The sequence below is a fragment of the Achromobacter sp. 413638 genome, assembly GCF_043119405.1.
Classification (GTDB): domain Bacteria; phylum Pseudomonadota; class Gammaproteobacteria; order Burkholderiales; family Burkholderiaceae_B; genus Achromobacter.
In genome coordinates this window covers 42,666-67,113 of record NZ_JBICCO010000014.1, presented here as the reverse complement: position 1 = coordinate 67,113, position 24,448 = coordinate 42,666, and the positions used below count along the sequence as shown (strand labels likewise).

Genomic DNA, 24,448 nt, shown 5'->3' with positions numbered 1-24,448 from the left:
TTCTGCCGCCAGTCGTGCAGATCGTCCCGGGTAGCGCGTTGGAAATCAAGGTCCATTAAGTGGACCATTCTTTTGTTCTATTTGTCTTAATTCTGGCTCAATTAATCTCAAAGTCAACAATTTATTTTTGTTGGTCTATATTGTGGACTTTGAGAGGGTTGGGGCGCGCTGGCGCGCGCCTATTGTGCTGTCCCGCAAATGCGCCCGCACGAAATCCACACCTAGCCGCCATGGCGTCGTTGCAAATCCTCGTGGACCCTGCGGGTATCACTGCGGTTTGCGCCTAGCCATGACATCCATGGATGAATTTCGTCATGAGGACGTACTTACGGGACAGCACACTAGCAGGACAGGTCGAGATCCAAGACCTCGTCCGCCTGCCGCAACCAGCACGCGACGGCGATGGGGCCGTCGGGCCGGCAGCAGCAGGGCAGCACCTCGCCCGGCGCGACGAAGGCCAGCGGTGCCGTCGTGTACGACACTTTGCCGGCCTCCAGCTTCAGCCGGCACGTGCCGCAGTAGCCGCTGCGGCACTGGTACTCGACATCGTGCCCGGTGCGCTCCAGGCCCTCCAGCAGCGTCTCGCCCTCTTGCAGGCGGAACGTGGCGTCGGACGTGGAGACGGTCGTCACAGCTCGATGTCGCTCAGGTCGTCGGGCGATACCTGGGCGTCGATCTGGCCGACCAGGTAGGAGCTCAGTTCCACTTCCTGCGGCGCGACCTGCACGGTGTCCGAGGACAGCCAGGTGTTGATCCACGGGATCGGGTTGTGCTTGACCTGGGCGAAGGCCGGCGCCAGGCCCACGGCCGTCATGCGCAGGTTGGTGATGTACTCGACGTACTGGCTCAGGATGTCCTTGTTCAGGCCGATCATGGAGCCGTCGCGGAACAGGTACTCGGCCCAGAGCTTTTCCTGGGTGGCGGCGCGCTTGAACATCTCGAAGCATTCCTGCTCGGTCTCGCGCGCGATCTTGGCGAAGTCCGGGTCGTCCTGGCCCGAGCGCATGATGTTCAGCAGGTGCTGCGTGCCGGTCAGGTGCAGCGCCTCGTCGCGGGCGATCAGGCGGATGATCTTGGCGTTGCCTTCCATCAGCTTGCGTTCCGCGAAGGCGAACGAGCAGGCGAAGCTGACGTAGAAGCGGATGGCTTCCAGGATGTTCACGCTCATCAGGCACAGATACGTCTTCTTCTTCAGCTCGTATTCCGAGATGCGATGCGTCTTGCCGTTGATGACGTGCTCGCCCACGCCCAGCTGCGCGTACAGCATGGACGGGCCGATCAGGTCGTCGTAGTACGAGGCGATGTCGGCCGCGCGCAGCCGGATGTTCTCGTTGCTGACGATGTCGTCGAAGATCACCGAGGGATCGGGGACGATGTTGCGGATGATGTGCGTGTACGAGCGCGAGTGGATCGTCTCCGAGAACGCCCAGGTCTCGATCCAGGTCTCCAGCTCGGGCAGCGACACCAGCGGCAGGAAGGCGACGTTGGGGCTGCGGCCTTGGATCGAATCCAGCAGCGTCTGGTACTTCAGGTTGCTGATGAAGATGTGCTTCTCATGCTCGGGCAGACCCTGGTAGTCCAGGCGGTCCTGCGAGATGTCGACCTCTTCGGGCCGCCAGAAGAACGACAGCTGCTTCTCGATCAGCTTCTCGAAGATCGCGTATTTCTGCTGGTCGTAGCGCGCGACGTTGACCGGCTGGCCGAAGAACATCGGTTCGGTCAACGGGTTGTTGCTGGTCTGGGAAAAAATGCTGTAAGCCATGATGCGGATGTCTTCGTCAGATCTTGCAGGCGCCGCCGGCGCAGCCGTCGTCCTGCACTTCGCCGTGCGCATCGTCGGCGCCGTCGCGGGTGTTGTGGTAGTACAGGGTCTTCAGGCCGTACTTGTAGGCCAGCAGCAGGTCCTTGAGCAGCTGCTTCATCGGCACGCGGCCGCCTTCGTAGCGCTGCGGGTCGTAGTTGGTGTTGGCCGAGATCGACTGGTCGACGAACTTCTGCATGATGCCGACCAGCTTCAGGTAGGACTCATTGCCGGACATCTGCCACAGCAGTTCGTACTTGTCCTTCAGGCGCTCGAATTCCGGCACCACCTGGCGCAGGATGCCGTCCTTGGACTGCTTGACCGACACCAGGCCGCGCGGCGGTTCGATGCCGTTGGTGGCGTTGGCGATCTGGCTGGACGTTTCCGAGGGCATCAGCGCCGTCAGCGTGGAGTTGCGCAGGCCGTGCTCGCGGATGTCGGCGCGCAGCGCTTCCCAGTCCAGGCGCAGCGGTTCGGCGCAGATGCCGTCCACGTCCTTCTTGTAGCTGTCGATCGGCAGCACGCCGGCGCTGTAGGTGGTTTCGTTGAAACCCGAGCAGGGGCCGAACTCGCGCGCCAGCTGCGACGAGGCCTTCAGCAGGTAGTACTGGATGGCTTCGAAGGTGCGGTGCGTCAGGCCCAGCGCGGCCGGTTCGGAATAACGCGTGCTGTGCTTGGCCAGGTAGTAGGCGTAGTTGATCACGCCCACGCCCAGCGGGCGGCGCTTCATGGTGGCGGCGCGCGCCGCCGGGATCGGGTAGCCCTGGTAGTCGAGCAGCGCGTCGAGCGCGCGCACGGCCAGGTCGGCCAGGCCTTCCAGTTCGTCCAGCGTTTCCAGCGCGCCCAGGTTGAAGGCCGACAGCGTGCACAGCGCGATTTCGCCGTCCGGGCCGTTGACATCGCTCAGCGCCTTGGTCGGCAGCGCGATTTCCATGCACAGGTTCGACTGGCGCACCGGCGCGACCTGGGGATCGAACGGGCTGTGCGTGTTGCAGTGGTCGACGTTCTGGATGTAGATGCGGCCGGTGCTGGCGCGCTCCTGCATCATCAGCGAGAACAGTTCCACGGCCGGCAGGCTGCGCTTGCGGATGGCGGGATCCTGCTCGTATTGCAGGTACAGGCGCTCGAACTCGTCCTGGTCGGCGAAGAAGGCTTCGTACAGGCCCGGGGTGTCGTGCGGCGAGAACAGCGTGATGTCCTGCGACTTGATCAGGCGCTGGTACAGCAGGCGGTTGACCTGTACGCCGTAGTCCAGGTGACGGATGCGGTTTTCCTCGACGCCGCGGTTGTTCTTGAGCACCAGCAGCGATTCGACTTCCAGGTGCCACAGCGGGTAGAACAGGGTGGCCGCGCCGCCGCGCACGCCGCCTTGCGAGCACGACTTGACCGCCGCCTGGAACATCTTGAAGAAGGGCAGGCAGCCGGTGTGCAGCGCTTCGCCGCCACGGATCTCGCTGCCCAGGGCGCGGATGCGGCCGCCGTTGATGCCGATGCCGGCGCGCTGCGACACGTACTTGACGATGGCGCTGGTGGTGGCGTTGACGCTGTCCAGATCGTCGTCGCATTCGATCAGCACGCAGGAGCTGAACTGGCGCATCGGCGTGCGCACGCCCGCCATGATGGGCGTGGGCAGCGAGATCTTGAAGCGCGACACCGCGTCGTAGAAACGCTTGACGTAGCCCAGGCGCGTCTGCGCGGGGTACTTCGCGAACAGGCACATCGCCACCAGCAGGTACAGGAACTGCGGGCTTTCGTAGATGCGCTTGGTGACGCGGTTCTGGATCAGGTACTTGCCCTCCATCTGCTTGACAGCGGCGTAGGCGAAGTTCATGTCGCGCCAGTGGTTGATGTAGCCGTTCAGCTCGTCGAATTCCTCGCGGCTGTAGTCGGCCAGCAGGTGCGCGTCGTACTTGCCCTGTTCGGTCAGGTTGCGCACATGGTCGTACAGGTGCGGCGGCTCGAACTGGCCGTAGGCGATCTTGCGCAGGTGGAAGATCGCCAGGCGCGCGGCCAGGTACTGGTAGTTGGGCGTTTCCTCGGAAATCAGGTCCGCGGCGGACTTGATGATGGTCTCGTGGATGGCGTCGGTGCGGATGCCGTCGTAGAACTGGATATGCGAACGCATTTCCACCTGCGACACCGAGACGTTCTCCAGGCCGTTGGCGGCCCAGTCGATGACGCGGTGGATCTTGTCCAGATCGATGGGCTCCATACGCCCATCACGCTTGGTGACCATCATTGCTGCTTGTTTTTCCATGGCGGACTGCATAGCTCCTGCGGCTGGGAAAGGACGAGCGACGTCCTTCCGAGTGATCGGAATGTTCGGGTTCGAGATTGGGGCCGACCGCCAGGGCTGGCGGGGCATGTGCCGTCGCTCGGAAGCCCGTGCCGGATGGCGGCGGGGCTATCGAGGCGGCTGGAGTGACAACACTATAGGTAGTGTATCACTGGTTTGGGTCGACTAGATCTTGTGCTTTATCAAGACCCGTGCATTTGTAGGGATATACGGGTGGATCGGGCCGGAAACGCGTACCCTCCGGCCGCCCGGCAGGGGTTCCGGGCGATTCAGAGGGCCGCCTGCCGCATCCGCCGCGACAGGGCGGCGGCGGTTTCCTTGCGCTCGCTGTAGCGGTCCACCAGATAGGGGGCCGCGTCGCGCGTGAGCAGGGTGAACTTGACCAGTTCCTCGACCACGTCGACGATCCGGTCGTAGTACGGCGAGGGCTTCATGCGCCCGTCCTCGTCGAACTCCTGGTAAGCCTTGGCCACCGAGGACTGGTTGGGGATCGTCAGCATGCGCATCCAGCGCCCCAGCACCCGCATCTGGTTGACGGCGTTGAAGGACTGCGAGCCTCCCGACACCTGCATGACGGCCAGCGTCTTGCCCTGCGTCGGGCGCACGGCGCCCACCGAGAGCGGAATCCAGTCGATCTGCGTCTTCATCAGGCCGGTCATCGCGCCATGGCGTTCCGGCGAGCTCCAGACCATGCCTTCCGCCCATTGCACCAGCGCGTGCAGCTCGCGCACCTTGGGGTGGTCCTCGCCAGCGTCATCGACCAGCGGCAGGCCGGACGGATTGTACAGGCGGGTTTCGCCGCCCAGCGCCTGGATCAGGCGCGCGGCTTCCTCGGCGGCCAGGCGGCTGTACGAGCGCTCGCGCAGGGAGCCGTACAGCAGCAGGAAGCGCGGCGGATGCGTGGCCCGCGCGGGGGCGAACAGCGCGGCCGGATCCGGCCGCTGGAACAGCGTGGAATCGAGGTTGGGCAGATCGGCGGGGATCTCAGACATGCTTTTTGCTCACTTATTGCTCAATTTCTTGCTTGCGACTTGCGCGCCGTCGATAGCGGATGTTTCGCCGTCTTGGCGGGGCCGGGCGGCGGGACGCTGGCGACCTCGCAGACCGCGCCCTGGCAGCAGTGCTCGGTCAGATAGCCCAGCAGGCCGCTCATGCGCGCGAAGTCGGCGCGGTAGATCAGGTTGCGGCCCTGCTGTTCGACGCTGACCAGTCCGGCATGCGACAGCTCCTTCAGGTGGAAGGACAGCGCATTGCGGGCGACGTCGAGTTGCCCGGCCATGACGCTGGGCGTGAGGCCGTCCGGGCCGGCGACCACCAGGGCGCGGAACACGCGCAGGCGCTGGGCATGGGCGAGGGCGCCGAGGGCGGCGACGGTCTGGTCTTCGTTCATTATTCAATCATACAACGATTATTGAATTATTTGGCCCGGTCGGCGCTCGATGGCGCGCGGGCCGTCCCGGCCTGTCCGGCGGCGTGCCTGAGAGTCAATAGCTCGTGCGGCGCCGCGCCGCTATACCGACAGATACCGCAGCAGGCGCGCCTCGTCGTCGATGAAGGCCTGGGAATCGCCGCTCCAGGCCACCCGGCCCGTCTCGATGATGGCGTGGCGGTCGGCCGCCGCCAGCAGCGGTTCGAGGTTCTTGTCGATGCACAGCACCGCCAGCCCCGTGCGCTTCAGGCCTTCCAGCGCCCGCCAGATTTCCTCGCGCACCACCGGCGCCAGGCCCTCGGTGGCCTCGTCCAGGATCAGCAGGCGCGGATTGGTCAGCAGCGCGCGGCCGATGGCCAGCATCTGCTGCTCGCCGCCGGACAGGTGGCTGCCCAGGTGGAGGGCGCGTTCGGCCAGCCGGGGGAACAGCGCGTAGACGCGCTCCAGCGTCCAGGGCTGCGTCAGCCGCTGGCGGTTGTGCGCGGTGGCGACCAGGTTCTCGCGCACCGACAGATTGGGGAAAATATGCCGGCCCTCGGGCACCAGGCCGATGCCGCACTGCGCCACCTGGTAGGCCGGCAGCGCGCCGATGTCGCGCCCGTCGAAGCGGATCTCGCCCCGGCTGGCGCGGTTCAGGCCCATGATGGCCTTGACCGTGGTGGACTTGCCCATGCCGTTGCGGCCCAGCAGCGAGACGAATTCGCCAGCTCCGATCTCCAGGTCGATCCCGAACAGCGCCTGGCTGGCGCCATAGTGCGCGGTGACGCCGCGCAGCGACAGCAGCGCGCTCATGCCGCGACTCCCTGCGGGCGGCGGTCCGCGCGCCGGCGTTCGCTGCCCAGATAGCATTCGCGCACCTGGGGATCGTTGCGGATCTCGTCCGCGCTGCCGCAGGCCAGGACGCGGCCGTACACCAGCACGGTGACGCGGTCGGACAGGGCGAACACCGCCTGCATGTCGTGCTCCACCAGCAGGATGCTGTATTGCCGGCGCAGCCCGTGCAGCAGCGCGGTCATGGCCTCGGATTCGTGCTGGCTCATGCCCGCCATGGGTTCATCCAGCAGCAGCAGGGTCGGGCGGCAGGCCAGCACCATGGCCAGCTCCAGCTGGCGCAGCTCGCCATGCGCCAGCGCGCCGGCCGGCACATCGGCGCGGCGGCCCAGGCCGGCCAGTTCCAGCGCCGCGCGGGCCGGTTCCCGCAGCGCCGGCGTCGTGCGCGCCGGCCGCCAGAAGCGGAAGCTGTGGCCGCGCCGCGCCTGCACCGCCATGGCCACGTTCTCCAGCGCGGTGAAGGGCTTGAACACCGAGGTGATCTGGTACGAGCGCGCCAGCCCGCGCCGCACGCGCCGTTCGATGGGCATGCGGGTCACGTCCACGCCGTCCAGCAGCACCCGGCCGCCGTCCGGCCGCAGCTCGCCGCTGAGCTGGCCGATCAGCGTGGTCTTGCCCGCGCCGTTGGGGCCGATCACGGCGTGCAGCTCGCCCGGCCGCACCTCCAGCGACAGATCGTCCGTGACGGTCAGGCCGCCGTAGCGCTTGAGCAGGTGTTCGACGCGCAGCGCGCTCATCGCGGTTCTCCGGTGGGGCAGGGCAGGGCGCGCGCGGCGGCCGGACGCCAGGGCGTTTCCGGCAAGGCGCCGTACAGGCCGCGCCGCGACAGCAGCACCACGCCCACGATCAGCAGGCCCATCGGCAGCATCCAGTGGTCGGTCAGCAGCTTGAGCCCTTCCTCCAGCAGCAGGAAGGCCAGGGCGCCGGCGACCGGGCCGAACAGCGTGCCCATGCCGCCCAGCGCCACCATCACGATCAGTTCGCCGGAGGTGGTCCAGGCCAGGTACGAGGGCGAGACATACAGCGTCAGATTGGCCAGCAGCACGCCCGCCACGCCGCACAGCATCGCCGACAGCACATAGGCCGCCAGCCGGTAGCGCAGCGTGGCGTAGCCCAGCGCGCGCATGCGCCGCTCATTGGCCTGGCAGCCGCGCAGCGCCATGCCGAAGGGGGCATGGATCAGCCGGTGCAGCGCGGCCAGCGCCAGCAGCAGCACGCCGAACGCCGCGTAGTACAGCGCCAGCGGCGTGTCGAGCCGGAACAGGCTGAAGTCGCTGCCGGCGAACAGCGACATGCCGTCGTCGCCGCCGTAGCCTTCCAGCCCGGTGGCCAGGAAATAGAACATCTGCGCGAAAGCCAGCGTGATCATGATGAAGGCGATGCCGGAGGTGCGCAGCGCCACGTAGCCGCTGACCAGGCCGACCAGGGCGCAGGCGCCGAGCGCGGCCGCCAGGTGCAGCCAGCCGTTCTCGATGCCGTGGTGGCTCAGCACGCCCACGGCGTAGGCGCCCAGGCCCAGGTACAGCGCATGGCCGAAGCTGACCATGCCGCCGTAACCGAGCAGCAGGTTCAGGGCCAGCGCGGCGATGCCGTACACCAGCACCCGGCCGAACAGCGCCAGCAGGAAGGGTTCGCCCTGCCACTGCGCATACAGCGGCACCAGCGCCAGCACCAGCAGCAGCGAACCGGCAGCCAGCGCGCGGGGAGAGAATCGAAGCATGCCGAGGTCTCCTATCCGTGCCGCACGGGGAACAGGCCCTGCGGCCGCAGCGCCAGCACCAGCGCCATGACGACATAGATCAGCATCGAGGCGATCGCCGGGCCGGCCGCGTTGGCCGCCGCCGGCGGCAGCGCCGCGCGCAGCAGGGCCGGCAGCAGCGCGCGGCCCAGCGTGTCGACCAGGCCCACCATCAGCGCCGCCAGGAAGGCGCCGCGCACCGAGCCGATGCCGCCGATGACGATCACCACCAGCGTCAGGATCAGGATCGGCTCGCCCATGCCGGTCTGCGCCGACAGGATCGGGCCCGCCATCAGCCCCGCCACGCCGGCCAGCACCGCGCCCAGCACGAACAGCAGCGTGTTCAGCCGCGCGATGTTCACGCCCAGCGCGCCCACCATCATGCGGTCGGTGGAGCCGGCGCGGATCAGCATGCCGAGCCGCGTGCGGTGGATCAGCGCGTAGCAGCCGGCCGCCACCGCCAGTCCCGCCACGATGATGAGGAAGCGGTATAGCGGATAGGTCACGCCGAGCAGGTCGATGGTGCCGGACAGCCAGGACGGCAGCCCCATGCTGATGGGCGCCGGGCCCCAGATGATGCGCGTCAGCTCGTTGAAGAACAGGATGAAGCCGAAGGTGGCCAGCACCTGGTCCAGGTGCTCGCGCGGATAGAGCCGCGCCAGCGCGACTCGGTCCAGCAGCAGCCCGAGCAGCGCCATGCCGGCCACCACCGCCGCCGCGGCCAGCAGGAAGGAGCCGCTGTGGCGGAACACGGTGGCCGCGATGAAGGCGCCCATCATGTACAGCGAGCCGTGCGCCAGGTTGATGAAGTTCATGATGCCGAACACCAGCGTCAGGCCGGCGGCCAGCAGGAAAAGCAGGATACCCAGCTGCAGGCCGTTCAGGGCCTGCACCAGCAGCAGCGTCGCGGACATGGCGCCTTACCTCGTTCTTGCCTGTGGGGCGGCGTCACTTCATCGCGCATTGCGCGGCGTATTGGTCGGAGACCTTGGACAGGTCGGCGAAGATCGGCCCCTTGTTGACGAAGCCGACCTTGCCGTCCGCGGCCGCCGCCACGTCGGCGCGGAAGAAGCCGGCCGCCGGGAAGTGATTGGGCTGGTAGCGGAATTCGCCGCGCACCGAGGCGAAGTCGGCTGCCTCCAGCGCCTTGCGCAGCGCGTCCTTGTCGTCGACCTTGCCGCCGGTGCGCTTGAGCGCCGAGCCGATCAGCTGCGCCGCGTCCCAGGACTGGGCCGCGTAGCTGGACGGCTCGCGGCCGTACTTCTGGCGGAAGGCGGCGGCGAAGGCCTTGTTGGCGGCGTTGTCCAGATCGGGCGAATACGGCACGTTGGTGACCGCGCCCAGCGCGTCCTTCTGCAGGGCCGGCAGGGTGGCGCCGTCGATGGTGTCCACCGACAGCAGCGGGATCTTGTCGAACAGGCCGGCCTGGCGGTACTGCTTGACGAAGTTCACGCCCATGCCGCCGGGGAAGAACACATAGGCGGCGTCGGGCCTGGCGTCGGCCAGCGCGGCCAGCTCGACCGAGTAGTCGGGCTGGTTGACCTGGGTGAACACCTCGTTGACCACCTCGCCCTTGAAGAAGCGCTTGAAGCCGGCCATGGCGTCCTTGCCGGCCTGGTAGTTGGGCGCCAGCAGGTAGACCTTCTTGAAGCCCATCTGGTTGGCCATCTCGCCGCTGCCTTCGTGGCGCTGGGTGTTGTTCCACGAAGTCGAGAAGAAGAACGGCGTACAGTCCTTGCCGGCCAGGTTGGTGGGCCCGGCGTTCGAGCCCACCAGGAACACGCCCGCGCTGGTCACCGGCCGCGCCACGGCCAGCATGACGTTGGAATACACCACGCCCGTGATGATGGCGACCTTGTCGCTCTGCACCAGCTTGCGCGCGGCCTGCACGCCTACCTCGGGCTTGAACTGGTCGTCTTCCTTGATGACCTGCACCGGCACGCCGCCCAGCTTGCCGCCGCCCTGCTCGACGGCCAGCATGAAGCCGTCCAGCTGGTCCTGCCCCAGCACCGAGCCGGGGCCGGTCAGCGTGGTCAGCAGGCCGATCTTGACCTCGGCCCAGGCGGCGGCGCCGGGGGCCAGTCCCAGGGCCGCGGCGGCGGCCAGCAGATAGATGCGTTTCATGTGTATCCCCTTGCGTTGCCGTGTCTCACGGTCATGGTTGGCGGCGGGACGTCAGCGGTCCAGTCCGAAGAACGTTTGCGTATTGCCCGACAGGATCTTCTGCTGCACGGCGGGCAGCAGGTCGGCGTTGGACACCAGCCGGCCGACTTCCTGCTCGCCCAGCGGATAGGGGTAATCGGAGCCGAGCAGCACGCGGTCCTCGCCCATCACGTCGATCAGGAGGCGCAGCGAACGCGGATCGAACACGGCGCTGTCGACATAGAAGCGGTCGGTGTAGGACGAAGGCAGCTGGGGGCAGTCCTGGCGCACGATGTCGCGGTGGCGCCAGGCGTTGTCGACCCGGCCCAGCAGGAAGGCGAAGCTGCCGCCGCCATGGGCGAAGCAGAGCTTGAGGCTGCGCGGAATGCGCTCGAAGGCGCCGGACAGGATCAGCGACAGGATGCCGAGCTGGGTCTCGGCGGGCATGGCCACCAGCCAGGGCAGCATCCAGCGCTTCATGCGGCCGTCGGTCATCATGTCCCAGGGATGCACCAGCACCGGGATGCCCTCGTCGGCGCAATGCACCAGGAAGTTCACCAGTGTGTCGTCGTCCAGGTCGCGCGGGCCGACATGGTTGCCGATCTGCACGCCCAGGTGGCCGGCGGCGCGGGCGCGCGAAGCCTCCCGGCAGGCCAGGTCCAGGTCCTGCAGCGGCACCTGGGCCAGCGCTTTCAGGCGGTCGGGCGCATGGGCGCAGTGCTCCAGCGCCAGGTCGTTCATGCGCGCGGCCCAGTCCGCCGCGGCCCGGGCCGGATAGGCATAGCCGAACATCACCGGCGTGGCGCACAGGATCTGCAGGTCGACGCCGTGGCGGTCCATCTGCGCCACGCGCAGCGCGGGGTCCCACAGCGTGGCGTCGACCGGGCGGAACGGGCGGTCGCCGGCCATGATCTGGCCGGTCGAGCCGTCGCCGTCGCGCCGCAGCCAGGGCGCGTCGACCGGGTCCAGCGCCGCCGCTTCCTGCCGCGTGATGGGCGGGAAGAAGTGCGCGTGCATATCGATTTTCAGGGTCATGGGTAAGACAGGTAGAGTGGGGCGTCAGGCGGGCGCCGCCTGGGCGGCGGGGGCTTGCGTCTTGCCGGGATGCAGCGCGCCGCAGCCGGGGCAGGTGCGCCGCGCTTCGTTGGAATAGAAGGCTTCGAACAGCGGCGGCAGGTCGGTGACGATGCTCTTGAGCTGCACCTCGACCCGGTGCACCAGGTGGCCGCACTGCGGGCAATACCATTCGAAGCCGTCCAGCAGCCCGGGCGGGCGCTGGCGCTCGATGACCAGGCAGGCGCTGCCGGTCTCGGGCCGCTGCGGCGAATGGCGCACGTGCGGCGGCAGCAGGAAGATGTCGCCTTCCTTCAGGTCCACGCGTTCGGGCTTGCCGTCGATCCACAGCGACAGCCAGGCATTGCCGCGCACCTGGTGGAAGAACTCTTCCAGCGGATCGTCGTGGTAGTCGGTGCGCAGGTTGGGGCCGCCGACCACCGTGACGATGAAATCGGCGTCCTGCCAGATCTGCTGGTTGCCGACGGGCGGCTGCAACAGATGCGCGTGATCCTGGATCCAGCGCTGGAAATTCAAGGGCGGGCCGTAGGCGGGCATGGGGGACTCCGGTGGCGCTTGCGGACTTCGATGACTGGAAGTCTAGGGGGGGAAGGCGGCTGCCGTGCAATAGAAATTGCGCGGTTGGATATGCGGCTTATCTATCGCGGGGTTTCCCTGAACGGGCTTACCCGGATACGGCCGGGCGGATCAGGCGGGGTCCGGACTGGCGTCGCGCTGCGCCGCGACCCGCTTCAGGTAGTCGACCAGCCGCAGGCAGGCCGGCGTCAAGGGCCGGTCGGCGCGGATCGAATAGCCGACGTCGCCGAACGCTCCGAAGGCGTCGGTGGGCAGGCGCGCCAGGACGCCCATGGCCAGGAACTGGGCCGCGGCGTCGTAGGGCATCAGCGCCAGCGCGTCGCTGTGCATCAGGATGCCGATATTGGTCAGCAGCGACAGCGATTCGACGTGACGCGTGGGCAGGCGCACGCCGGCGTCGAAGAAGCTGCGCTCGATCGAGGCGCGCAGCGGCGAGGTGGGGGCGGGCAGGATCCAGATGTGGTCCGCCAGCTCGGCCAGCGACACCCGCGCGGCCCCGGCCAGCGGATGACTGGCGCCGGCCACCAGGCAAAGGTCCTCGCGGTACAGCTTGTGATGGTCGACGGCCACGCCCGAGATCGAGGCCATGTCGGCGCCCGGCAGCCGCCCGACCACGATGTCGACGTCGCCCGTGGCCAGCGCCGGCAGCAGCTGCGCCGACGGGCCCTCGCGCACCGTGACCTGGATGCCGGGATGCTCGGTCATCAGCCGCGCGATGGCCTCGGGCAGCAGCTTGGCCGAGGCCGCGATCAGCGTGCCCACGACCACGTGGCCGCTGGCGCCGCCGAGCACCGCGTCGATGTCGTCGGCCATGTAGCGGATCTCGGCCATCATGGCGTGCACGCGCCGGCCCAGCACCAGCGCCAGCTCGGTCGGCGTGACGCCGCGGTTGGAGCGCTCGAACAGCGTCGCGCCGAAAAAGGCCTCCAGATCGTGGATGGCCTTGGTGACGGTGGGCTGGGTCAGGTGCATCTCGCTGGCGGCGCGCGACAGCGAGCGGCGCGCCAGCACGCGTTCGAAGATCTGCAACTGGTGCAGCTTCAGCTTGTGGCTGAGCGCGTTGGGCGTGATGCGGAAGTTCGACATGCGCGCGGCCGTCCCGGCTTGCGGGCCGGGGCGGCGATCCTGTTCCGAAGGAAGGGCCGGAAGACGGTCTGGCGCCATCGCCGCGCCTGTCCGCTAGCGCGCCAGCGGCTTGTAGGCGACCGCCTTGATTTCAATCAGCAATTGCGGGTGCGGCAGCTGATGGACCGCCACGGTGGTGCGCGCCGGCCCATCGGCGTCGAAGAACTCGCCGTAGACCTGATTGTAGCCACCGAAGTCGTTCATGTTGACCAGGAAAGTACTGATCTCGACCACGTCGGCCAGGCCGGCGCCGGCGCTGGCCAGGATGTCGCGGATGTTCTCGATCACGGCGCGGGTCTGCGCGCGGATGTCGAGCGTGGCGGTGCCCATGGCGTCGACCTCGGCGCCGGCGATGCGGTTGTCGGGCAGGCGCGAGCTGGTGCCGGAGACGAACAGGAAATCGCCGGCGCGCTTGATGTGGGGGTATTTGCCGCGCGGGGTGGCCTTGCCGGCGACGACGGTGGCATTGACGGGGGAATGGGTCATGGCGGGTACCTTGGAAGCGAGGGGCATCACAGCTTGATGCAGACGTTGGTGGGTTCGGTGTAGAAGTGCAGCGAGTGACGGCCGCCTTCGCGGCCGATGCCGGACAGGCCGCTGCCGCCGAAGGGCGTGCGCAGGTCGCGCAGGAACCAGCAGTTGACCCAGGCCAGTCCCGCCTTCATCGCCTGCGCCACGCGGTGGCCGCGCGTCAGGTTCTGGGTCCAGACGGCGGCGGCCAGGCCGTAGCGGCTGTCGTTGGCCAGGCGGATGGCTTCTTCCTCGGTGTCGAACGGCGCCACGTGGCAGACCGGGCCGAACACTTCCTCCTTGATGCAGCGCGCGGTCTCGGGCAGGCCGGTCCAGATGGTCGGTTCCACGTAGGCGCCGGCGTCGCGGGCGTCCCCGAACATGGGCACGCCGCCGCCGGTGACGACGGTGGCTCCTTCCTCGCGCGCCAGCGCGAAATACGCCAGCACCTTGTCGCGATGCTCGCGCGACACCAGCGGGCCCATGCCGGTCTGCGGATCGCCAGGCCAGCCGATGCGCAGCGCCCGCGCGCGCTCGGCCAGCGCGGCGACGAAGCGCTCGTAGATCGGGCGCTCGACATAGACCCGCTCGGTGCACAGGCAGACCTGGCCGCAGTTGGCGAAGACCGAGCGCGCGGTGCCGTCGACGGCGGCCTCGAAGTCGGCGTCGGCGAACACCAGCGCGGCGTTCTTGCCACCCAGCTCGAAGGACACGGGCTTCACGCCCGGCGCCACGGCGCGCATGATGGCCGCGCCGGTGGCCGATTCGCCGGTGAAGGTGATGCCGTCGATGTCGGGATGCGTGGTGATGAATTCACCCGCCGAACCCGGACCGAAGCCATGGGTCAGGTTGAGCACGCCGGGGGGCAGGCCGACCTCGTGGGCGACCTCGGCCAGCAGGGTCGCGGTGGACGGCGTGACTTCCGACGGTTTCATGATGACGGTGTTGCCGAAGGCCAACGCCGGCGCCACCTTCCAGGTCAGCAGCAGCAGCGGCAGGTTCCACGGCGAGATCACGCCGACCGCGCCCAGCGGCTTGCGGTACGCATAGTTCAGCGCCTGCCGGCCGTCGGGCGTGTCGGTCATGTAGCTTTCCATGTCCAGCGTGCGCGCCAGCTCGGCGAAGGCGCGGAAATTCGCGGCCCCGCGCGGGATGTCGATCTGGCTGGCCCAGGACACCGGCTTGCCGGTGTCACCGATCTCGGCCTGCAGGAAGTCGTCGAAGCGGCGGGTGATGCCGTCGGCCAGCGCCAGCAGCTGATCGGTGCGCGCGGCCACCGGCAGGGCGGCCCAGGCCGGCAAGGCGCGCCTTGCGGCGGCGACGGCGCGGTCGACCTGCTCGCGGCTGGCCTCGTGGACCTGGGCGATCAGCGCGTGATCGACCGGGCTGTGCTTGTCGAAGGTCGAGGCGCCGTCTTCGAAACGGCCGTCGATGTAATTGCGTAGCTGGCGGATCGTCATGATCGGAATTCCTGGGAACAGGTCGCGCGGCGTGGCGGGTACCGGCAATAAAATACGTATACGTACTATATTGACGATCTTAGGCGGCGCGTCCGGCGAAGTCAACGCCGGGTTTTGCCCAAGGCGAGCGCTGCCGCGTCGGCGTCGCCTGGCCGCGCGGAGACGGGCGGAGGCCGGGCCGGGAGCCAGCGTCTTTCGGCGGCGGCCGCCTGTGCCTACAATCGCCAGGCCTATTCCATGGAAAGCCCGATGACCGCCTCCCGTCCGACCGCCCGCCGTCCGGCCTCGTCCCGCGCCTTGCGGGACTTCGATCTGACCCAGGTGGCGTCGCATCTGTTGCGGCGGGCCCACTTCCGGGCCGAGGCGCTGTTCGCGCAGGCATTTCCCGACGAGGACCTGACACCCCGGCAGAAGGCCCTGCTGATCACCGTCCACCAGCATCCCGGCGCCACCCAGAGCCGCATCGCCGAACTGATCGCGCTGGACCGCAATTCCTTCGCCGAGATGATCGCCCGCATGACGGCCAAGGGCTATGTGCGGCGCACGCGCTCGGCCGAGGATGCGCGCGCCTACGCGCTTGAAATCACCGAGGCCGGCCTGGACCTGCTGATGCGCGTGCTGCCGCGCGACGCGCAGGTCGAGGCGCAAGTGCTGGCGCCGCTGCCGGAGGAACTGCGGCCGGTGTTCCTGCGATGTTTGCGGATGATGGTGGGGGTGGAGGCGGATGAGGGGAAGTGAAGGGGCAAGAGCCGGGTGTATGAGCGGGAACAATGGGGCCGGTCCGATTGATCTTGACAGGTCCGCTTCGCCGAATCGTCAACCTACATGGCTCGCGCTACGGCGCGCGTGAATCAAAGCCATACACCGGGCGGACACGCGAGCATTGGTTTTGGCGAGTGGAAGCAGGACACGCTCCATTTCTCCGCCGTCGACGAACGGGTAAACCTCAAGATGCAAGGCGATCAGGAGTTTTCGACTGTCGGATCCCTCGCGTAGCCATGCTTCAGTTGTTCTGGCCATGCTGGCGCCGTTGTCGTTGGTCTGCCAGGCGAGCAGGTCGAACAGCTCGGCAACAAGTTCGAACGGCACCGTCCTGGGTATTTCCGAGAAAAGTACCTCTGCCAAATTGACTTCGCCGAAGTGGCGAACGATGGCTGAGACGGCATCCAACGACGCTGAATAGGATTTTTCATCGCGTTCTTGGCGGATCTTGGCCAGGGCAGTGGCTAATACGGGGTGCATCGCGAATAGATTTCTCTGAAAGGCATGGCCGCTGCTCGTCGCGTCATGAGAGTGCTCTTGGCGGGCAAAGACAGGGACGGCGCGAAGCCGCCAAGGCAATCTGTATCGCCCGGCAGAAGTCCGGGCCGGCCATGGTACGCTTTTTCTGGCGCGGCAACCCGCGCTTCGCGCAAGGCGGATCCCGGGATCCGCCCTATGCCAACCTTTGCTGGCACAACCGCATCGCGCCAGCTCAAACAGACGGTGTGACCACCCCCATGACTGTTCGACGCATGCTGCTGGCGCTTGTCGCGCTGACCCTGTCGCCCGCGCTCAATGCCCAGGCCTATGCCGGAACGGCGGCCTGGACGCCGCCGGGACCGACCGTCTGCCGATTCTCCGGCTGGACGGTCAATGACAAGCCAGCGATCGCGGTGCGCGCGGGGGCGTCCGCGACCGCCAAGGTGGTCGGCAGCCTGCCGACGACGCGTGGCGAGAGTCTCGATCCGGCCTTGGACTACTACAGCGTCACGTTCGACCTGGTCGAGGCGCGCGATGGCTGGCTCAAGATCAAGGGCGCCAGCGACGAGATGAGCGAAAAGCCCCGGCCGGTGTACCAAGGCGAGGGATGGATCGAGGCCGGGGACATGCAGGTCGGCGTGCAGTCGGCGCGCGGTTATGCGCGTCCCGACGCCGGCAGCGAGCGGCTGCTCGACCTGAAGGGCGACTGGCTGCGCGACCGGGTCGCGCTGCGCGGCATCGTCGCCTGCGACGGTGAGTGGCTGCTGCTGGACTACGAGATGCGCAACGACGAGAAGCTGGAGCCGCTGGCGCCGAAGGACCGCAAGCGGGGGCGGGCGTGGTTCCGTGGCATCTGCGGGTCCGAGGAGACCAGTTGCGACATGCGCTCGGTCGACCCGTAGCGGGCCGGCCGCGCGCCGGTTCGCGGCGCTTGTTCATGCCTCCTCTTCGTCGCGGTCCCGCTGCGTGACGGATGTCAGCCGCGCCAGCCTGGGCGCCAGCCAGTTGCGCAGGTCGTCCATGTAGCTGAAGACCACGGGGACGAAGATCAGGCTCAGCAGGGTGGAGGTGATCAGCCCGCCGATGACCGCCACGGCCATCGGCGCGCGGAAGCCGGCGTCGGCGCCGGTGATGAGCAGCGCGGGCACCATGCCGGCCACCATGGCGATGGTGGTCATGATGATGGGTCGGGCGCGTTCCGCGCCCGATTGCATCAGCGCCTCGTGGCGCACCAGGCCATGGCGGCGCTTCTCGATCACGAATTCCACCATGAGGATGGAGTTCTTCGTCACGATCCCCATGAGCATGAGCAGGCCGATCACCACAGGCAGGTCGATGGCCGCGCCATAGAGCAGCAGCCCGCCGACGGCGCCGCCGATCGCCAGCGGCAGCGATGTCAGGATGGTCAGGGGCTGCAGGAAATCCCGGAACAGCAGGATCAGCACCGCATACACCATCAGCACGCCGAAGGTCATGGCGACGCTGAACTTCTCGAACATTTCCCGCATGTACTCCGCGTCGCCGTACTCGATCCGGCGCACGCCGGCCGGCAGCTCGCGCAGGGCGGGCAAGGCGTCGATGGCTTCCAGCGCGGTGCCCAGCGTCGTTCCGGACAGGTCCGCGTCCACCGAGATCCTGCGCAGTCGCGCGGACCGCTCGATGCGGGCCGGGCCGCTGCCGTATCCGATGTCCGCGACGCTGCGCAGCGCCACCGTCGCGCCGCTGTCGGTCGAGACGCGCAGATTGCCCAGCGCCTGCAGGTCGCCCTGTTCGAGCGCGGGCAGCAGCACGCGCACGGGCACCTGCCGGTCCGCGAAGTTGAAGCGCGCCGAATTGGCATTGGTGTCGCCCACGGTGGCGATGCGCGCCACCGTGCCGATCGACGCGGCGGTGACGCCCGCCCGCGCCGCTTCGTCCGCGCGCGGGCGGATCAGCAGTTCGGGGCGCGGCAGCGGTTCCTTGACCTGCACGTTGGCGAGGCCCGGCAGCGCGCGCATGTCGCGTTCCAGCGCATGCGCGGCCCGCGACAGGGCGTCGGCATCCGCGCCGGCCAGGATGATCGACACGTCGCGCGCCGCGCTGTCGCCGCGGAAGGCATAGCGCGTGTCGGGGAACGCGTCCAGTAGCGGCCGCACGGCATGCTCGAACGCCTTCTGGCTGAGTTCGCGCTGGTCGGCCGGCACCAGCCGGATCAGCAATTGCCCGTTGGCGACGTCGGTCGCGCCGGACGCGTCCTCGCCGCCCGCCGTGGTGAAGACGGCGCGCACTTCGGGCCGCTGGCGCAGCCGCGCCGCCATCTCGTCGAGCTTGCCGTCCGTCTGGGACAGTGGCGTGCCCGGCGGAAAGAACACGTCGACCCGGCTCAGGCTGAGATCGCTGACGGGCATGAAGCCCGACGGCAGCAGCGGCGCCAGCGCCAGCGACGCGGCCAGGAAGGCGGCGGCCAGCGCCAGGCTCTTGCGGCGATGCCGCAGCGCCCAGTCCAGCATGCGCAGGTAGCGCCCGAGCAGGCCGGTGGCATGGCCGGCTTCCTGGCGCTGGCCGGCCGGCGGCTTGGGCGCGAGCAGGTACGCCGCCATGAGCGGGGTCACCAGCCGGGCCACCAGCAGCGAGGCCAGCACGGCCGCCGACACGGTGACGCCGAAGGGCGCGAAATACTGGCCGACGAAACCGCCGATGAAGCTGACCGGCAGGAACACCGCGACGATGGTGGCCGTGATGGCCACGACCGCGAAGCCGATGGCGTCGGACGCATCCAGCGCGGCGCGGTAGGGCCGCTTGCCCATGTCGAGATGGCGCTCGATGTTCTCGATCTCGACGATGGCGTCGTCCACCAGGATGCCGATCACCAGGGTCAGCGCCAGCAGCGTGATGCTGTTCAGCGTGTAGCCGAACCAGGCCATGACCGCGAAGGCGGGCAGGATGGACAGCGGCAGCGCGATCGCCGCCACCAGCGTGGCCCGCCAGCTGCGCAGGAACAGGAAGACGACCAGCACGGTCAGCGCGGCGCCTTCGACCAGCGTCATGATGGCCGCGTCGTAGCTGGCCAGCGTATAGGCCACGGACGAGGACACCAGCTGGATGTCGACGTCGGCGTGCTGGCGGCGCAGTTGTTCCAGGGCGTGCTCCACGCCCTGCGCGACGCGTGTATCGCTGGACCCCTTGGCGCGGAACACGGCGAAGCCCACCACCTCCTGGCCGTCCAGCCTGGCCCGCGTGCGCGCCTCGCCGGCGCCATCGCGCAGGACCGCGATATCGTCGAGCCGCGTCCAGCGGCCGTCGGGCAATGCGATGGGCGTCGCGCCCAGCGCCTGCACGCTGGCGGCGCTGCCGAGCGCGCGTATCGATTGCTCGGCGCCGGCAAGCGTGGCGCGGCCGCCGGGGACGTTGGCGTTGGCGCGCAGCAGCTGCGCGTTGACCTGGTCCGCGCCCAGCCCCAGTGCCTCCAGCCGGTCGGCGCGCAGGGCGACCCGGACTTCGCGCTCCACCCCGCCCAGGCGCTGCACCTTCTGCACGCCGGGCACGGACAGCAGTTCCCGGCTGACCACATCGTCGACGAACCACGAGACGTCGACCAGGCCCAGGGCCTGGGTGCTGACCGCGTAGTTCAGGATGGCGCCGCCCTCGATATCGACGCGGGTGATGATGGGTTCCTCGATCGTCTGGGGCAGGTCGGCGCGGATCTGCGCGATGGCATCGCGGATGTCATTGGCGGCCCGGCCCGGGTCTATGCCCAACTGGAATTCCACCGTCGTGATGGAAATGCCGTCGGCCACCGTGGACGTGATGTGGCGGATGCCGGCCAGGCCGGAGACGGCGCGCTCCACCCGCAGCGTGACGGCGTGTTCCAGTTCGGTGGGCGCAGCGCCGACCTGGGGCACCGCGACCGTCACCACGGGAAAATCCACGCGCGGATTGGCGTTGATCGGCAGGCCGAGAAAGGATGTCCAGCCGGCGATCGCCAGCACCAGGAACAGCACGATGGTGGGGATGGGCCGACGGATCGCCCAGGAAGACAGTTGCATGCTCATCGCGCCGGCGCCTCCGGCTGCGCGGACGTCACGATGTCGCCTTCCTTGATGAAGGCGGTCGCGGTGGCTACGAGGCGTTCGCCCGCGTCCAGTCCCGACCGGACTTCGGCCACCGAACCATTGAGCCTGCCCAGCGTGACCGCGCGCCGGGCCACGCGGCCGGCGGCGTCCAGCACCATGACCGAGGCCGCGCCTTGCGCGCCGAATGTCACCGCGCGCTGCGGCACCACGACCGGCAGCGCGTCCTGGCCGGTCTCCAGCGTCGTGGCGGCGAAGCTGCCCGCCCGGATCGCCGGCGCCGCCTCCAGTGCGATCCGGACACGGCCCATGCGCGTCGCCTCGTCCACCTTGGGCGATACGCGGCGAACGCTGCCGGCCACCGCATCCGTCGCGCCGGGCACTCGCACCCGCGCGGGCATGCCGGGCAGGATGCCGGCCAGCGCGCTTTCGGGCACCTCGCCGTCCAGTTCGAGCAGGCCGTCGCGGATCAGCTTGAACAGCGGCGCGTCGCCGCCCAATGCGCCGGCCCGCGCGTGGCGCTCGGACACGATGCCGTCGGCCGGCGCCAGCAGCGCGGCCTTGTCGCGTTGCGCCTGTGCCTGCGCCACCCCGGCGCGGGCCTGTTCCTGTTCGGCGCGGGCGGCGGCGAGCGCGGCGGCGCTGGAACGCGCCTGCGCCTGCTGCTGGTCGATCTGCTGCGCGCTGACCGAGCCGGAGCGGACCAGGGGCGCGATGCGCCGCAACTGGGTCTGGGCCTCGGCGTTCAGCGCTTCCTGCTGCTGCACCTGCGCCCGCGCCCGGCCCAGCGTCGCCTGCGCCTGGCGCAGCTGCGCGTCCAGGGTATCCGTTTCCAGCGTGGCCAGCGGCTGGCCGGCGCGCACCCAATCGCCTTCCTCGACCAGCACCGCCGCGATGCGCTGGTCCTGCAACGGCGTGCGGATGGCGATCTCGTCCCTGCCAACCAGGGATCCGCTCACCGCGATGCGGATCGGGACCGTGCCCGGGCCGGCCACGACGGTGGTGACGCGCAAGGCCGGCGCGGCCTGCGGCGTCTCTGCCACGGCGGCGGGCGCGGCGCGCAACGCCAGCGCGGCAAGCGCGGCCAGCGCCAGGGCGCAGGCGGCGGCGAGACTGTATCGGTGGCGGGCAAGCAGGGTCTTGCGCCGGGAAGCGGCGTTCATGCTCATGGGGGACGTCGAGGTCATCGGGAGGATTCCCGGTTGGTGGGCGAGGCGGGGCGCGCGGCGCGAACCGCCTCGTGGGCGGGGGCAAGCAGGTAGGGCAGGGCCAGCAGCGCGAACATGGCGGCCAGGCAAATCATGACGGCGCGCGTGCCCGCCAGTTCGATGGCGGCGCCGGCCAACAGCACGGCCAGCGGCGTGGCGACCAGCGCCAGCGCGTTGAAGGCGCTCAGGACTCTGCCGCGTATCGCGGCGGGCGTGCCGCGCAGCAGCGCCGTGCTGATCAGCGGATTGAGCGGGCCCACGCCCAGCCCGGCCAGCGCGCCGGACAGCAGCATCAGCGCGTCGCCGTCCTGCAGCGCCAGCAGCGCGAAGGCCAGGGTTTCCAGCGCCAGGCTGGCCAGCAGGATCCGCCGAGGCCCCAGGCGCTGCCCATGACGGGCGTAGGCCAGCGCGGACACGATGGCGCCGCCGCCGGCCAGGGCCAGGAAGCTGCCCAGGTCGGCGGCGTCCCGGCCGCTGTCGCGCAGGAAGACCGGCATGACCACGGCGTCCAGGGCGCTGAACAGGCTGACCACGGCCATGCCCGTCAGCACCAGCGCGCGCAGCGGCGGCTCGGACCACAGGAAACGCACGCCGATCAGCGCGCCTTGCCGCGCCACCTTCCCGCGCGCGGCCCGCCGCCTGCCGGGCAGATAGATCGCGTTCAGCGCCGCCGCCGTGATCGAGCACAGCGCCGTGAGCCACAAGGTCAGTTCAGGTCCGACCAGGGCGATGCTCAGGCCGGCGGCGATGGGGCCCGCGATGGTGGCGGCGCCGTCGGCCAGCTCGTCCATCGCCGTGACGCGTTCCAACGGCATTCGCGCCAGGCGGGCCAGTTCGGGGTAGCGCGATTCCGACGCCGCCATGCCCGGCCCGTCGAACAGCGCGCCCAGCGCGATCAGGGCCATGAGCGCCGTCATGCCGAGCTGGCCGTTTTCATGGAGCAGCGCGATGGCGATCAGGCTGCCGGCGCTGACCAGGTCGGCAGCCACCGCGACGCGCCTGGCGCCATGGCGCTCCAGCATCTGGCCGCCGAAGAAGGCGCCGATGATCAGCGGCACCATGCCGGCCGCGGCGGCCGCGCCGGTCCAGGCCGCGCTGCCGGTAATGCCGAGCACCAGCCACGGCAGCGCGACCGCCGCCACGGCATTGCCGAACAGCGTGATGCCGCCCGCGATGATGGCGCCGTACACCGGCGCGCGGCGGACGCGCGAATGACGATTCATGTTCGAAGCCGGGCCTGGAGTGGGATATTATTAATAGACTGATTGGTCGATCTATTATGTTTTCATCTCAACGAATCGTCAAATGGCGACGGGTGGTGGCAAGCGATGAAGGTGCGCGGGAACATGGAACTTGAGGGCAGGCGGCGGTGGCTGGGGCTGCTGGCGGCGACGTTGGCGCTTCCCGGCTGCGTGTCGATGGGACCGAGGCCGGAGCCCAGGCAGGCCTTGCCGGCGGACTGGTACAACCGGGGCGAGGTGGCCGCGCGGACGGAGGCGCCGCCGCGCTGGTGGACGGCCTTCGAGGACGCGGAGCTGGATGCGCTGGCCGAACGCGCGCTGGCGGGCAACCTGACGCTGGCCCAGGCGGCGCAACGGCTCAAGGCGGCGCGCGCCCTGTCGCGTTCCAGCGCGGCCCAGGCCTTGCCGCAGATCGGCCTGCACGGCGCCGCCCAGCGCCAGCACAGGTTGTCTGGTCCGCACGGCGCGAACGAGCTGTCCGGCGCCGAAGCCGGGCAGGGCGAATTGCCGCTGGCGCAGGAAGAACGGTCCATCGGCTATTACCAGGCCGGTTTCGACGCCCGCTGGGAACTCGACCTGTTCGGCCGCATCGCCGCCGCCACGGACGCGGCGCGCGCGAGCGCCGGCGCCGCCGAAGCCGACTTGCGCGCGGCCAGGGTGTCGGTGGCCGCCGAGGCCGTGCGCGCCTATATCGAACTGCGCGGCGCGCAGCGGCGCCATCAGGTGCTGTCCGGCCTGCTGGACGACCAGCGCCATCTGCTCGCCCTGGTGCAGGAGCGCAGGCGCGCCGGCATCGCCAGCGATTTCGATGTGGACCGCGCCAGCGTGCTGGAAGCCGAAACGGCCGCCCAGCTGCCGCTGTCGGCGCAACTGGCGCGGCAGCACGCGCAGCGTCTGGCGGTGCTTACCGGAGAGAGCCAGATCGCGCCCGGGCTGCTGGCGTCAGCCGGCCAGCCCCGGCCGCGCGGCGAGCCGACCGCGCCGCTGCCGGCCGATGTCGTGCGCGTCCGGCCGGACATCCGTCGCGCGGAACAGCAGGTGCTGCAGGCCGCGGCCGAACTGCGGGTGTCGATCGCCGAGCTATACCCGCGCCTGACCCTGTCCGGCGATATCCAGATCACCGGCAACCTGACCGGCAAGCCCTTGCCGGGCCGCAGCACCCATGCGTCGGGCGGGCTGTCCTTGACCCTGCCGCTGCTGGACTGGGGCTTGCGACGGGCCGTGGCCGGCGCGCGCGAGGCCGAACTGGCCGCGGCCATCCTGGGCTATCGGCAGGTCGTGCTGGAGGCCGTCGAGGAAACCGAAAACGCCCTGGGCGCCTGGGCGGCGCAAGAACGGCGCGCGCAGCGGATCGACGCGCAATTGCAGGCGTCGCGGCGGGCGGACGCGCACGCGGGGCTGTTGTACGGGCGCGGCATGATCAATCTGCTGGAACGCCTGACCGCGTCGGTCGGGCATCGCCAGGCGGAGCTGGCCGCGGTCGAGGCGTCGGAGGGACGGGCCTTGGCGTTCGTGGCGGTGAACAAGGCGACGGGGGGCGGTGGCGTGTAGCGTGCTCGCGCGCGAGCGTATGGGTTGCGCGCACTCTTGGGCAAGCGCGGCTGGGCGCGTATCATCGTCCGGCGCCTGAGCGACGGATGACCCGCCATCTTGGCGGCATGGACGCGCGTCGAGCCCGGGCGCCAGGGGGAAGCCTGCACGGCATGACAAATCTTCATGCACGCGC

The 24,448-nt window shown here is 69.1% G+C and carries 22 protein-coding genes and 1 pseudogene; 3 read left to right on the top strand and 20 right to left on the bottom strand.

Translation table 11 applies throughout. The features are described 5' to 3' along the window. Positions 1-341 precede the first annotated feature (341 nt). The 16 genes and pseudogenes from yfaE to ACEU5R_RS08325 all read right to left on the bottom strand — a co-directional run bounded on the left by yfaE (position 342) and on the right by ACEU5R_RS08325 (position 14,982). Positions 342-632 (bottom strand): class I ribonucleotide reductase maintenance protein YfaE, encoded by a 291-nt coding sequence (yfaE, locus tag ACEU5R_RS08400; protein ID WP_392409811.1) that lies wholly within the window; start codon positions 630-632, stop codon positions 342-344. Further along, positions 629-1,762: a class Ia ribonucleoside-diphosphate reductase subunit beta gene (nrdB, locus tag ACEU5R_RS08395; RefSeq protein ID WP_103275629.1), complete on the bottom strand. Its 1,134-nt coding sequence runs from the start codon at positions 1,760-1,762 to the stop codon at positions 629-631. Before nrdB ends, yfaE begins: the two co-directional genes overlap by 4 nt. 16 nt (positions 1,763-1,778) lie before the next feature. Then, positions 1,779-4,058 carry a class 1a ribonucleoside-diphosphate reductase subunit alpha gene (gene nrdA, locus ACEU5R_RS08390; protein ID WP_392409810.1) on the bottom strand — a complete coding sequence of 760 codons (2,280 nt, stop codon included), beginning with the start codon at positions 4,056-4,058 and terminating at the stop codon, positions 1,779-1,781. 308 nt (positions 4,059-4,366) lie between these two features. Then, positions 4,367-5,089 carry an arsenical resistance protein ArsH gene (arsH, locus tag ACEU5R_RS08385; RefSeq protein ID WP_103275628.1) on the bottom strand — a complete coding sequence of 241 codons (723 nt, stop codon included), beginning with the start codon at positions 5,087-5,089 and terminating at the stop codon, positions 4,367-4,369. A gap of 20 nt (positions 5,090-5,109) precedes the next feature. After that, positions 5,110-5,487: an ArsR/SmtB family transcription factor gene (locus tag ACEU5R_RS08380; protein WP_392409809.1), complete on the bottom strand. Its 378-nt coding sequence runs from the start codon at positions 5,485-5,487 to the stop codon at positions 5,110-5,112. Positions 5,488-5,607: 120 nt separating this feature from the next. Next, positions 5,608-6,318 carry an ABC transporter ATP-binding protein gene (locus tag ACEU5R_RS08375; protein WP_392409808.1) on the bottom strand — a complete coding sequence of 237 codons (711 nt, stop codon included), beginning with the start codon at positions 6,316-6,318 and terminating at the stop codon, positions 5,608-5,610. Next, positions 6,315-6,482, bottom strand: coding sequence for a hypothetical protein (locus ACEU5R_RS08370; RefSeq protein WP_392409834.1), 168 nt, complete (start codon positions 6,480-6,482; stop codon positions 6,315-6,317). Before ACEU5R_RS08370 ends, ACEU5R_RS08375 begins: the two co-directional genes overlap by 4 nt. 99 nt (positions 6,483-6,581) lie before the next feature. Continuing rightward, a pseudogene (locus tag ACEU5R_RS08365) lies at positions 6,582-7,028 on the bottom strand (ABC transporter ATP-binding protein); the annotation flags it as partial. A 62-nt stretch (positions 7,029-7,090) separates the two neighbouring features. Beyond that, positions 7,091-8,077 carry a branched-chain amino acid ABC transporter permease gene (locus ACEU5R_RS08360; protein WP_392409806.1) on the bottom strand — a complete coding sequence of 329 codons (987 nt, stop codon included), beginning with the start codon at positions 8,075-8,077 and terminating at the stop codon, positions 7,091-7,093. A gap of 11 nt (positions 8,078-8,088) precedes the next feature. Then, positions 8,089-9,009 (bottom strand): branched-chain amino acid ABC transporter permease, encoded by a 921-nt coding sequence (locus tag ACEU5R_RS08355; RefSeq protein WP_392409805.1) that lies wholly within the window; start codon positions 9,007-9,009, stop codon positions 8,089-8,091. A gap of 34 nt (positions 9,010-9,043) precedes the next feature. Continuing rightward, on the bottom strand, positions 9,044-10,219 hold the full coding sequence (locus tag ACEU5R_RS08350; protein WP_392409804.1) for an ABC transporter substrate-binding protein: 1,176 nt from the start codon (positions 10,217-10,219) through the stop codon (positions 9,044-9,046). A 51-nt stretch (positions 10,220-10,270) separates the two neighbouring features. Beyond that, a complete protein-coding gene (locus tag ACEU5R_RS08345; RefSeq protein WP_392409803.1) occupies positions 10,271-11,272 on the bottom strand; it encodes an amidohydrolase family protein in 1,002 nt (333 codons plus the stop codon). A gap of 24 nt (positions 11,273-11,296) precedes the next feature. Continuing rightward, on the bottom strand, positions 11,297-11,848 hold the full coding sequence (locus ACEU5R_RS08340; RefSeq protein ID WP_392409802.1) for a 3-hydroxyanthranilate 3,4-dioxygenase: 552 nt from the start codon (positions 11,846-11,848) through the stop codon (positions 11,297-11,299). A gap of 150 nt (positions 11,849-11,998) precedes the next feature. After that, positions 11,999-12,973, bottom strand: a complete 975-nt coding sequence (locus tag ACEU5R_RS08335) for a LysR substrate-binding domain-containing protein (protein WP_233772521.1) — start codon at positions 12,971-12,973, stop codon at positions 11,999-12,001. Positions 12,974-13,066: 93 nt separating this feature from the next. Further along, on the bottom strand, positions 13,067-13,498 hold the full coding sequence (locus ACEU5R_RS08330) for a RidA family protein (RefSeq protein WP_392409801.1): 432 nt from the start codon (positions 13,496-13,498) through the stop codon (positions 13,067-13,069). A 26-nt stretch (positions 13,499-13,524) separates the two neighbouring features. After that, positions 13,525-14,982 carry a 2-hydroxymuconic semialdehyde dehydrogenase gene (locus ACEU5R_RS08325; RefSeq protein WP_392409800.1) on the bottom strand — a complete coding sequence of 486 codons (1,458 nt, stop codon included), beginning with the start codon at positions 14,980-14,982 and terminating at the stop codon, positions 13,525-13,527. Between the two features lie 249 nt (positions 14,983-15,231). Here ACEU5R_RS08325 and ACEU5R_RS08320 point away from each other — a divergent pair, with 249 nt between their 5' ends. Beyond that, entirely contained in the window at positions 15,232-15,720 is a 489-nt protein-coding gene (locus tag ACEU5R_RS08320) for a MarR family winged helix-turn-helix transcriptional regulator (protein WP_103275616.1), read from the top strand. Between the two features lie 78 nt (positions 15,721-15,798). Here the strand turns inward: ACEU5R_RS08320 and ACEU5R_RS08315 are convergent, their stop codons facing one another. Next, entirely contained in the window at positions 15,799-16,224 is a 426-nt protein-coding gene (locus tag ACEU5R_RS08315; protein WP_392409799.1) for a hypothetical protein, read from the bottom strand. A 257-nt stretch (positions 16,225-16,481) separates the two neighbouring features. Between ACEU5R_RS08315 and ACEU5R_RS08310 the strand changes: the two genes are divergently transcribed. Next, complete coding sequence (locus tag ACEU5R_RS08310; RefSeq protein ID WP_392409798.1) at positions 16,482-17,126, top strand: hypothetical protein; 645 nt, start codon at positions 16,482-16,484, stop codon at positions 17,124-17,126. Between the two features lie 33 nt (positions 17,127-17,159). Here the strand turns inward: ACEU5R_RS08310 and ACEU5R_RS08305 are convergent, their stop codons facing one another. Genes ACEU5R_RS08305 through ACEU5R_RS08295 form a run of 3 tightly spaced genes read right to left on the bottom strand, consistent with a single transcriptional unit; the run spans position 17,160 to position 22,704 of the window. Then, complete coding sequence (locus tag ACEU5R_RS08305) at positions 17,160-20,255, bottom strand: efflux RND transporter permease subunit (RefSeq protein ID WP_392409797.1); 3,096 nt, start codon at positions 20,253-20,255, stop codon at positions 17,160-17,162. Next, positions 20,252-21,460, bottom strand: a complete 1,209-nt coding sequence (locus ACEU5R_RS08300) for an efflux RND transporter periplasmic adaptor subunit (protein ID WP_392409796.1) — start codon at positions 21,458-21,460, stop codon at positions 20,252-20,254. The genes ACEU5R_RS08305 and ACEU5R_RS08300 overlap by 4 nt, the downstream gene beginning before the upstream one ends. Then, the gene (locus ACEU5R_RS08295) at positions 21,457-22,704 is read right to left on the bottom strand and encodes an MFS transporter (RefSeq protein WP_392409795.1); all 1,248 of its coding nucleotides are present in this window, start codon (positions 22,702-22,704) and stop codon (positions 21,457-21,459) included. Before ACEU5R_RS08295 ends, ACEU5R_RS08300 begins: the two co-directional genes overlap by 4 nt. A 123-nt stretch (positions 22,705-22,827) precedes the next feature. On the opposite strand from ACEU5R_RS08295, the gene ACEU5R_RS08290 reads away from it, so the two are divergent. Then, positions 22,828-24,273: an efflux transporter outer membrane subunit gene (locus ACEU5R_RS08290; RefSeq protein WP_392409794.1), complete on the top strand. Its 1,446-nt coding sequence runs from the start codon at positions 22,828-22,830 to the stop codon at positions 24,271-24,273. Positions 24,274-24,448: the final 175 nt, after the last annotated feature.

Coding starts and splice junctions, on each gene's coding strand:
- nrdB (WP_103275629.1), bottom strand. CDS start 1,762: ATGGCTTACAGCATTTTTTCCCAGACCAGCAACAACCCGTTGACCGAA.
- nrdA (WP_392409810.1), bottom strand. CDS start 4,058: ATGGAAAAACAAGCAGCAATGATGGTCACCAAGCGTGATGGGCGTATG.
- arsH (WP_103275628.1), bottom strand. CDS start 5,089: ATGTCTGAGATCCCCGCCGATCTGCCCAACCTCGATTCCACGCTGTTC.
- ACEU5R_RS08380 (WP_392409809.1), bottom strand. CDS start 5,487: ATGAACGAAGACCAGACCGTCGCCGCCCTCGGCGCCCTCGCCCATGCC.
- ACEU5R_RS08375 (WP_392409808.1), bottom strand. CDS start 6,318: ATGAGCGCGCTGCTGTCGCTGCGCGGCGTCACCGCGCACTATGGCGCC.
- ACEU5R_RS08370 (WP_392409834.1), bottom strand. CDS start 6,482: ATGCAGGCGGTGTTCGCCCTGTCCGACCGCGTCACCGTGCTGGTGTAC.
- ACEU5R_RS08360 (WP_392409806.1), bottom strand. CDS start 8,077: ATGCTTCGATTCTCTCCCCGCGCGCTGGCTGCCGGTTCGCTGCTGCTG.
- ACEU5R_RS08355 (WP_392409805.1), bottom strand. CDS start 9,009: ATGTCCGCGACGCTGCTGCTGGTGCAGGCCCTGAACGGCCTGCAGCTG.
- ACEU5R_RS08350 (WP_392409804.1), bottom strand. CDS start 10,219: ATGAAACGCATCTATCTGCTGGCCGCCGCCGCGGCCCTGGGACTGGCC.
- ACEU5R_RS08345 (WP_392409803.1), bottom strand. CDS start 11,272: ATGACCCTGAAAATCGATATGCACGCGCACTTCTTCCCGCCCATCACG.
- ACEU5R_RS08340 (WP_392409802.1), bottom strand. CDS start 11,848: ATGCCCGCCTACGGCCCGCCCTTGAATTTCCAGCGCTGGATCCAGGAT.
- ACEU5R_RS08335 (WP_233772521.1), bottom strand. CDS start 12,973: ATGTCGAACTTCCGCATCACGCCCAACGCGCTCAGCCACAAGCTGAAG.
- ACEU5R_RS08330 (WP_392409801.1), bottom strand. CDS start 13,498: ATGACCCATTCCCCCGTCAATGCCACCGTCGTCGCCGGCAAGGCCACC.
- ACEU5R_RS08325 (WP_392409800.1), bottom strand. CDS start 14,982: ATGACGATCCGCCAGCTACGCAATTACATCGACGGCCGTTTCGAAGAC.
- ACEU5R_RS08320 (WP_103275616.1), top strand. CDS start 15,232: ATGACCGCCTCCCGTCCGACCGCCCGCCGTCCGGCCTCGTCCCGCGCC.
- ACEU5R_RS08315 (WP_392409799.1), bottom strand. CDS start 16,224: ATGCACCCCGTATTAGCCACTGCCCTGGCCAAGATCCGCCAAGAACGC.
- ACEU5R_RS08310 (WP_392409798.1), top strand. CDS start 16,482: ATGACTGTTCGACGCATGCTGCTGGCGCTTGTCGCGCTGACCCTGTCG.
- ACEU5R_RS08305 (WP_392409797.1), bottom strand. CDS start 20,255: ATGAGCATGCAACTGTCTTCCTGGGCGATCCGTCGGCCCATCCCCACC.
- ACEU5R_RS08300 (WP_392409796.1), bottom strand. CDS start 21,460: ATGACCTCGACGTCCCCCATGAGCATGAACGCCGCTTCCCGGCGCAAG.
- ACEU5R_RS08295 (WP_392409795.1), bottom strand. CDS start 22,704: ATGAATCGTCATTCGCGCGTCCGCCGCGCGCCGGTGTACGGCGCCATC.
- ACEU5R_RS08290 (WP_392409794.1), top strand. CDS start 22,828: ATGGAACTTGAGGGCAGGCGGCGGTGGCTGGGGCTGCTGGCGGCGACG.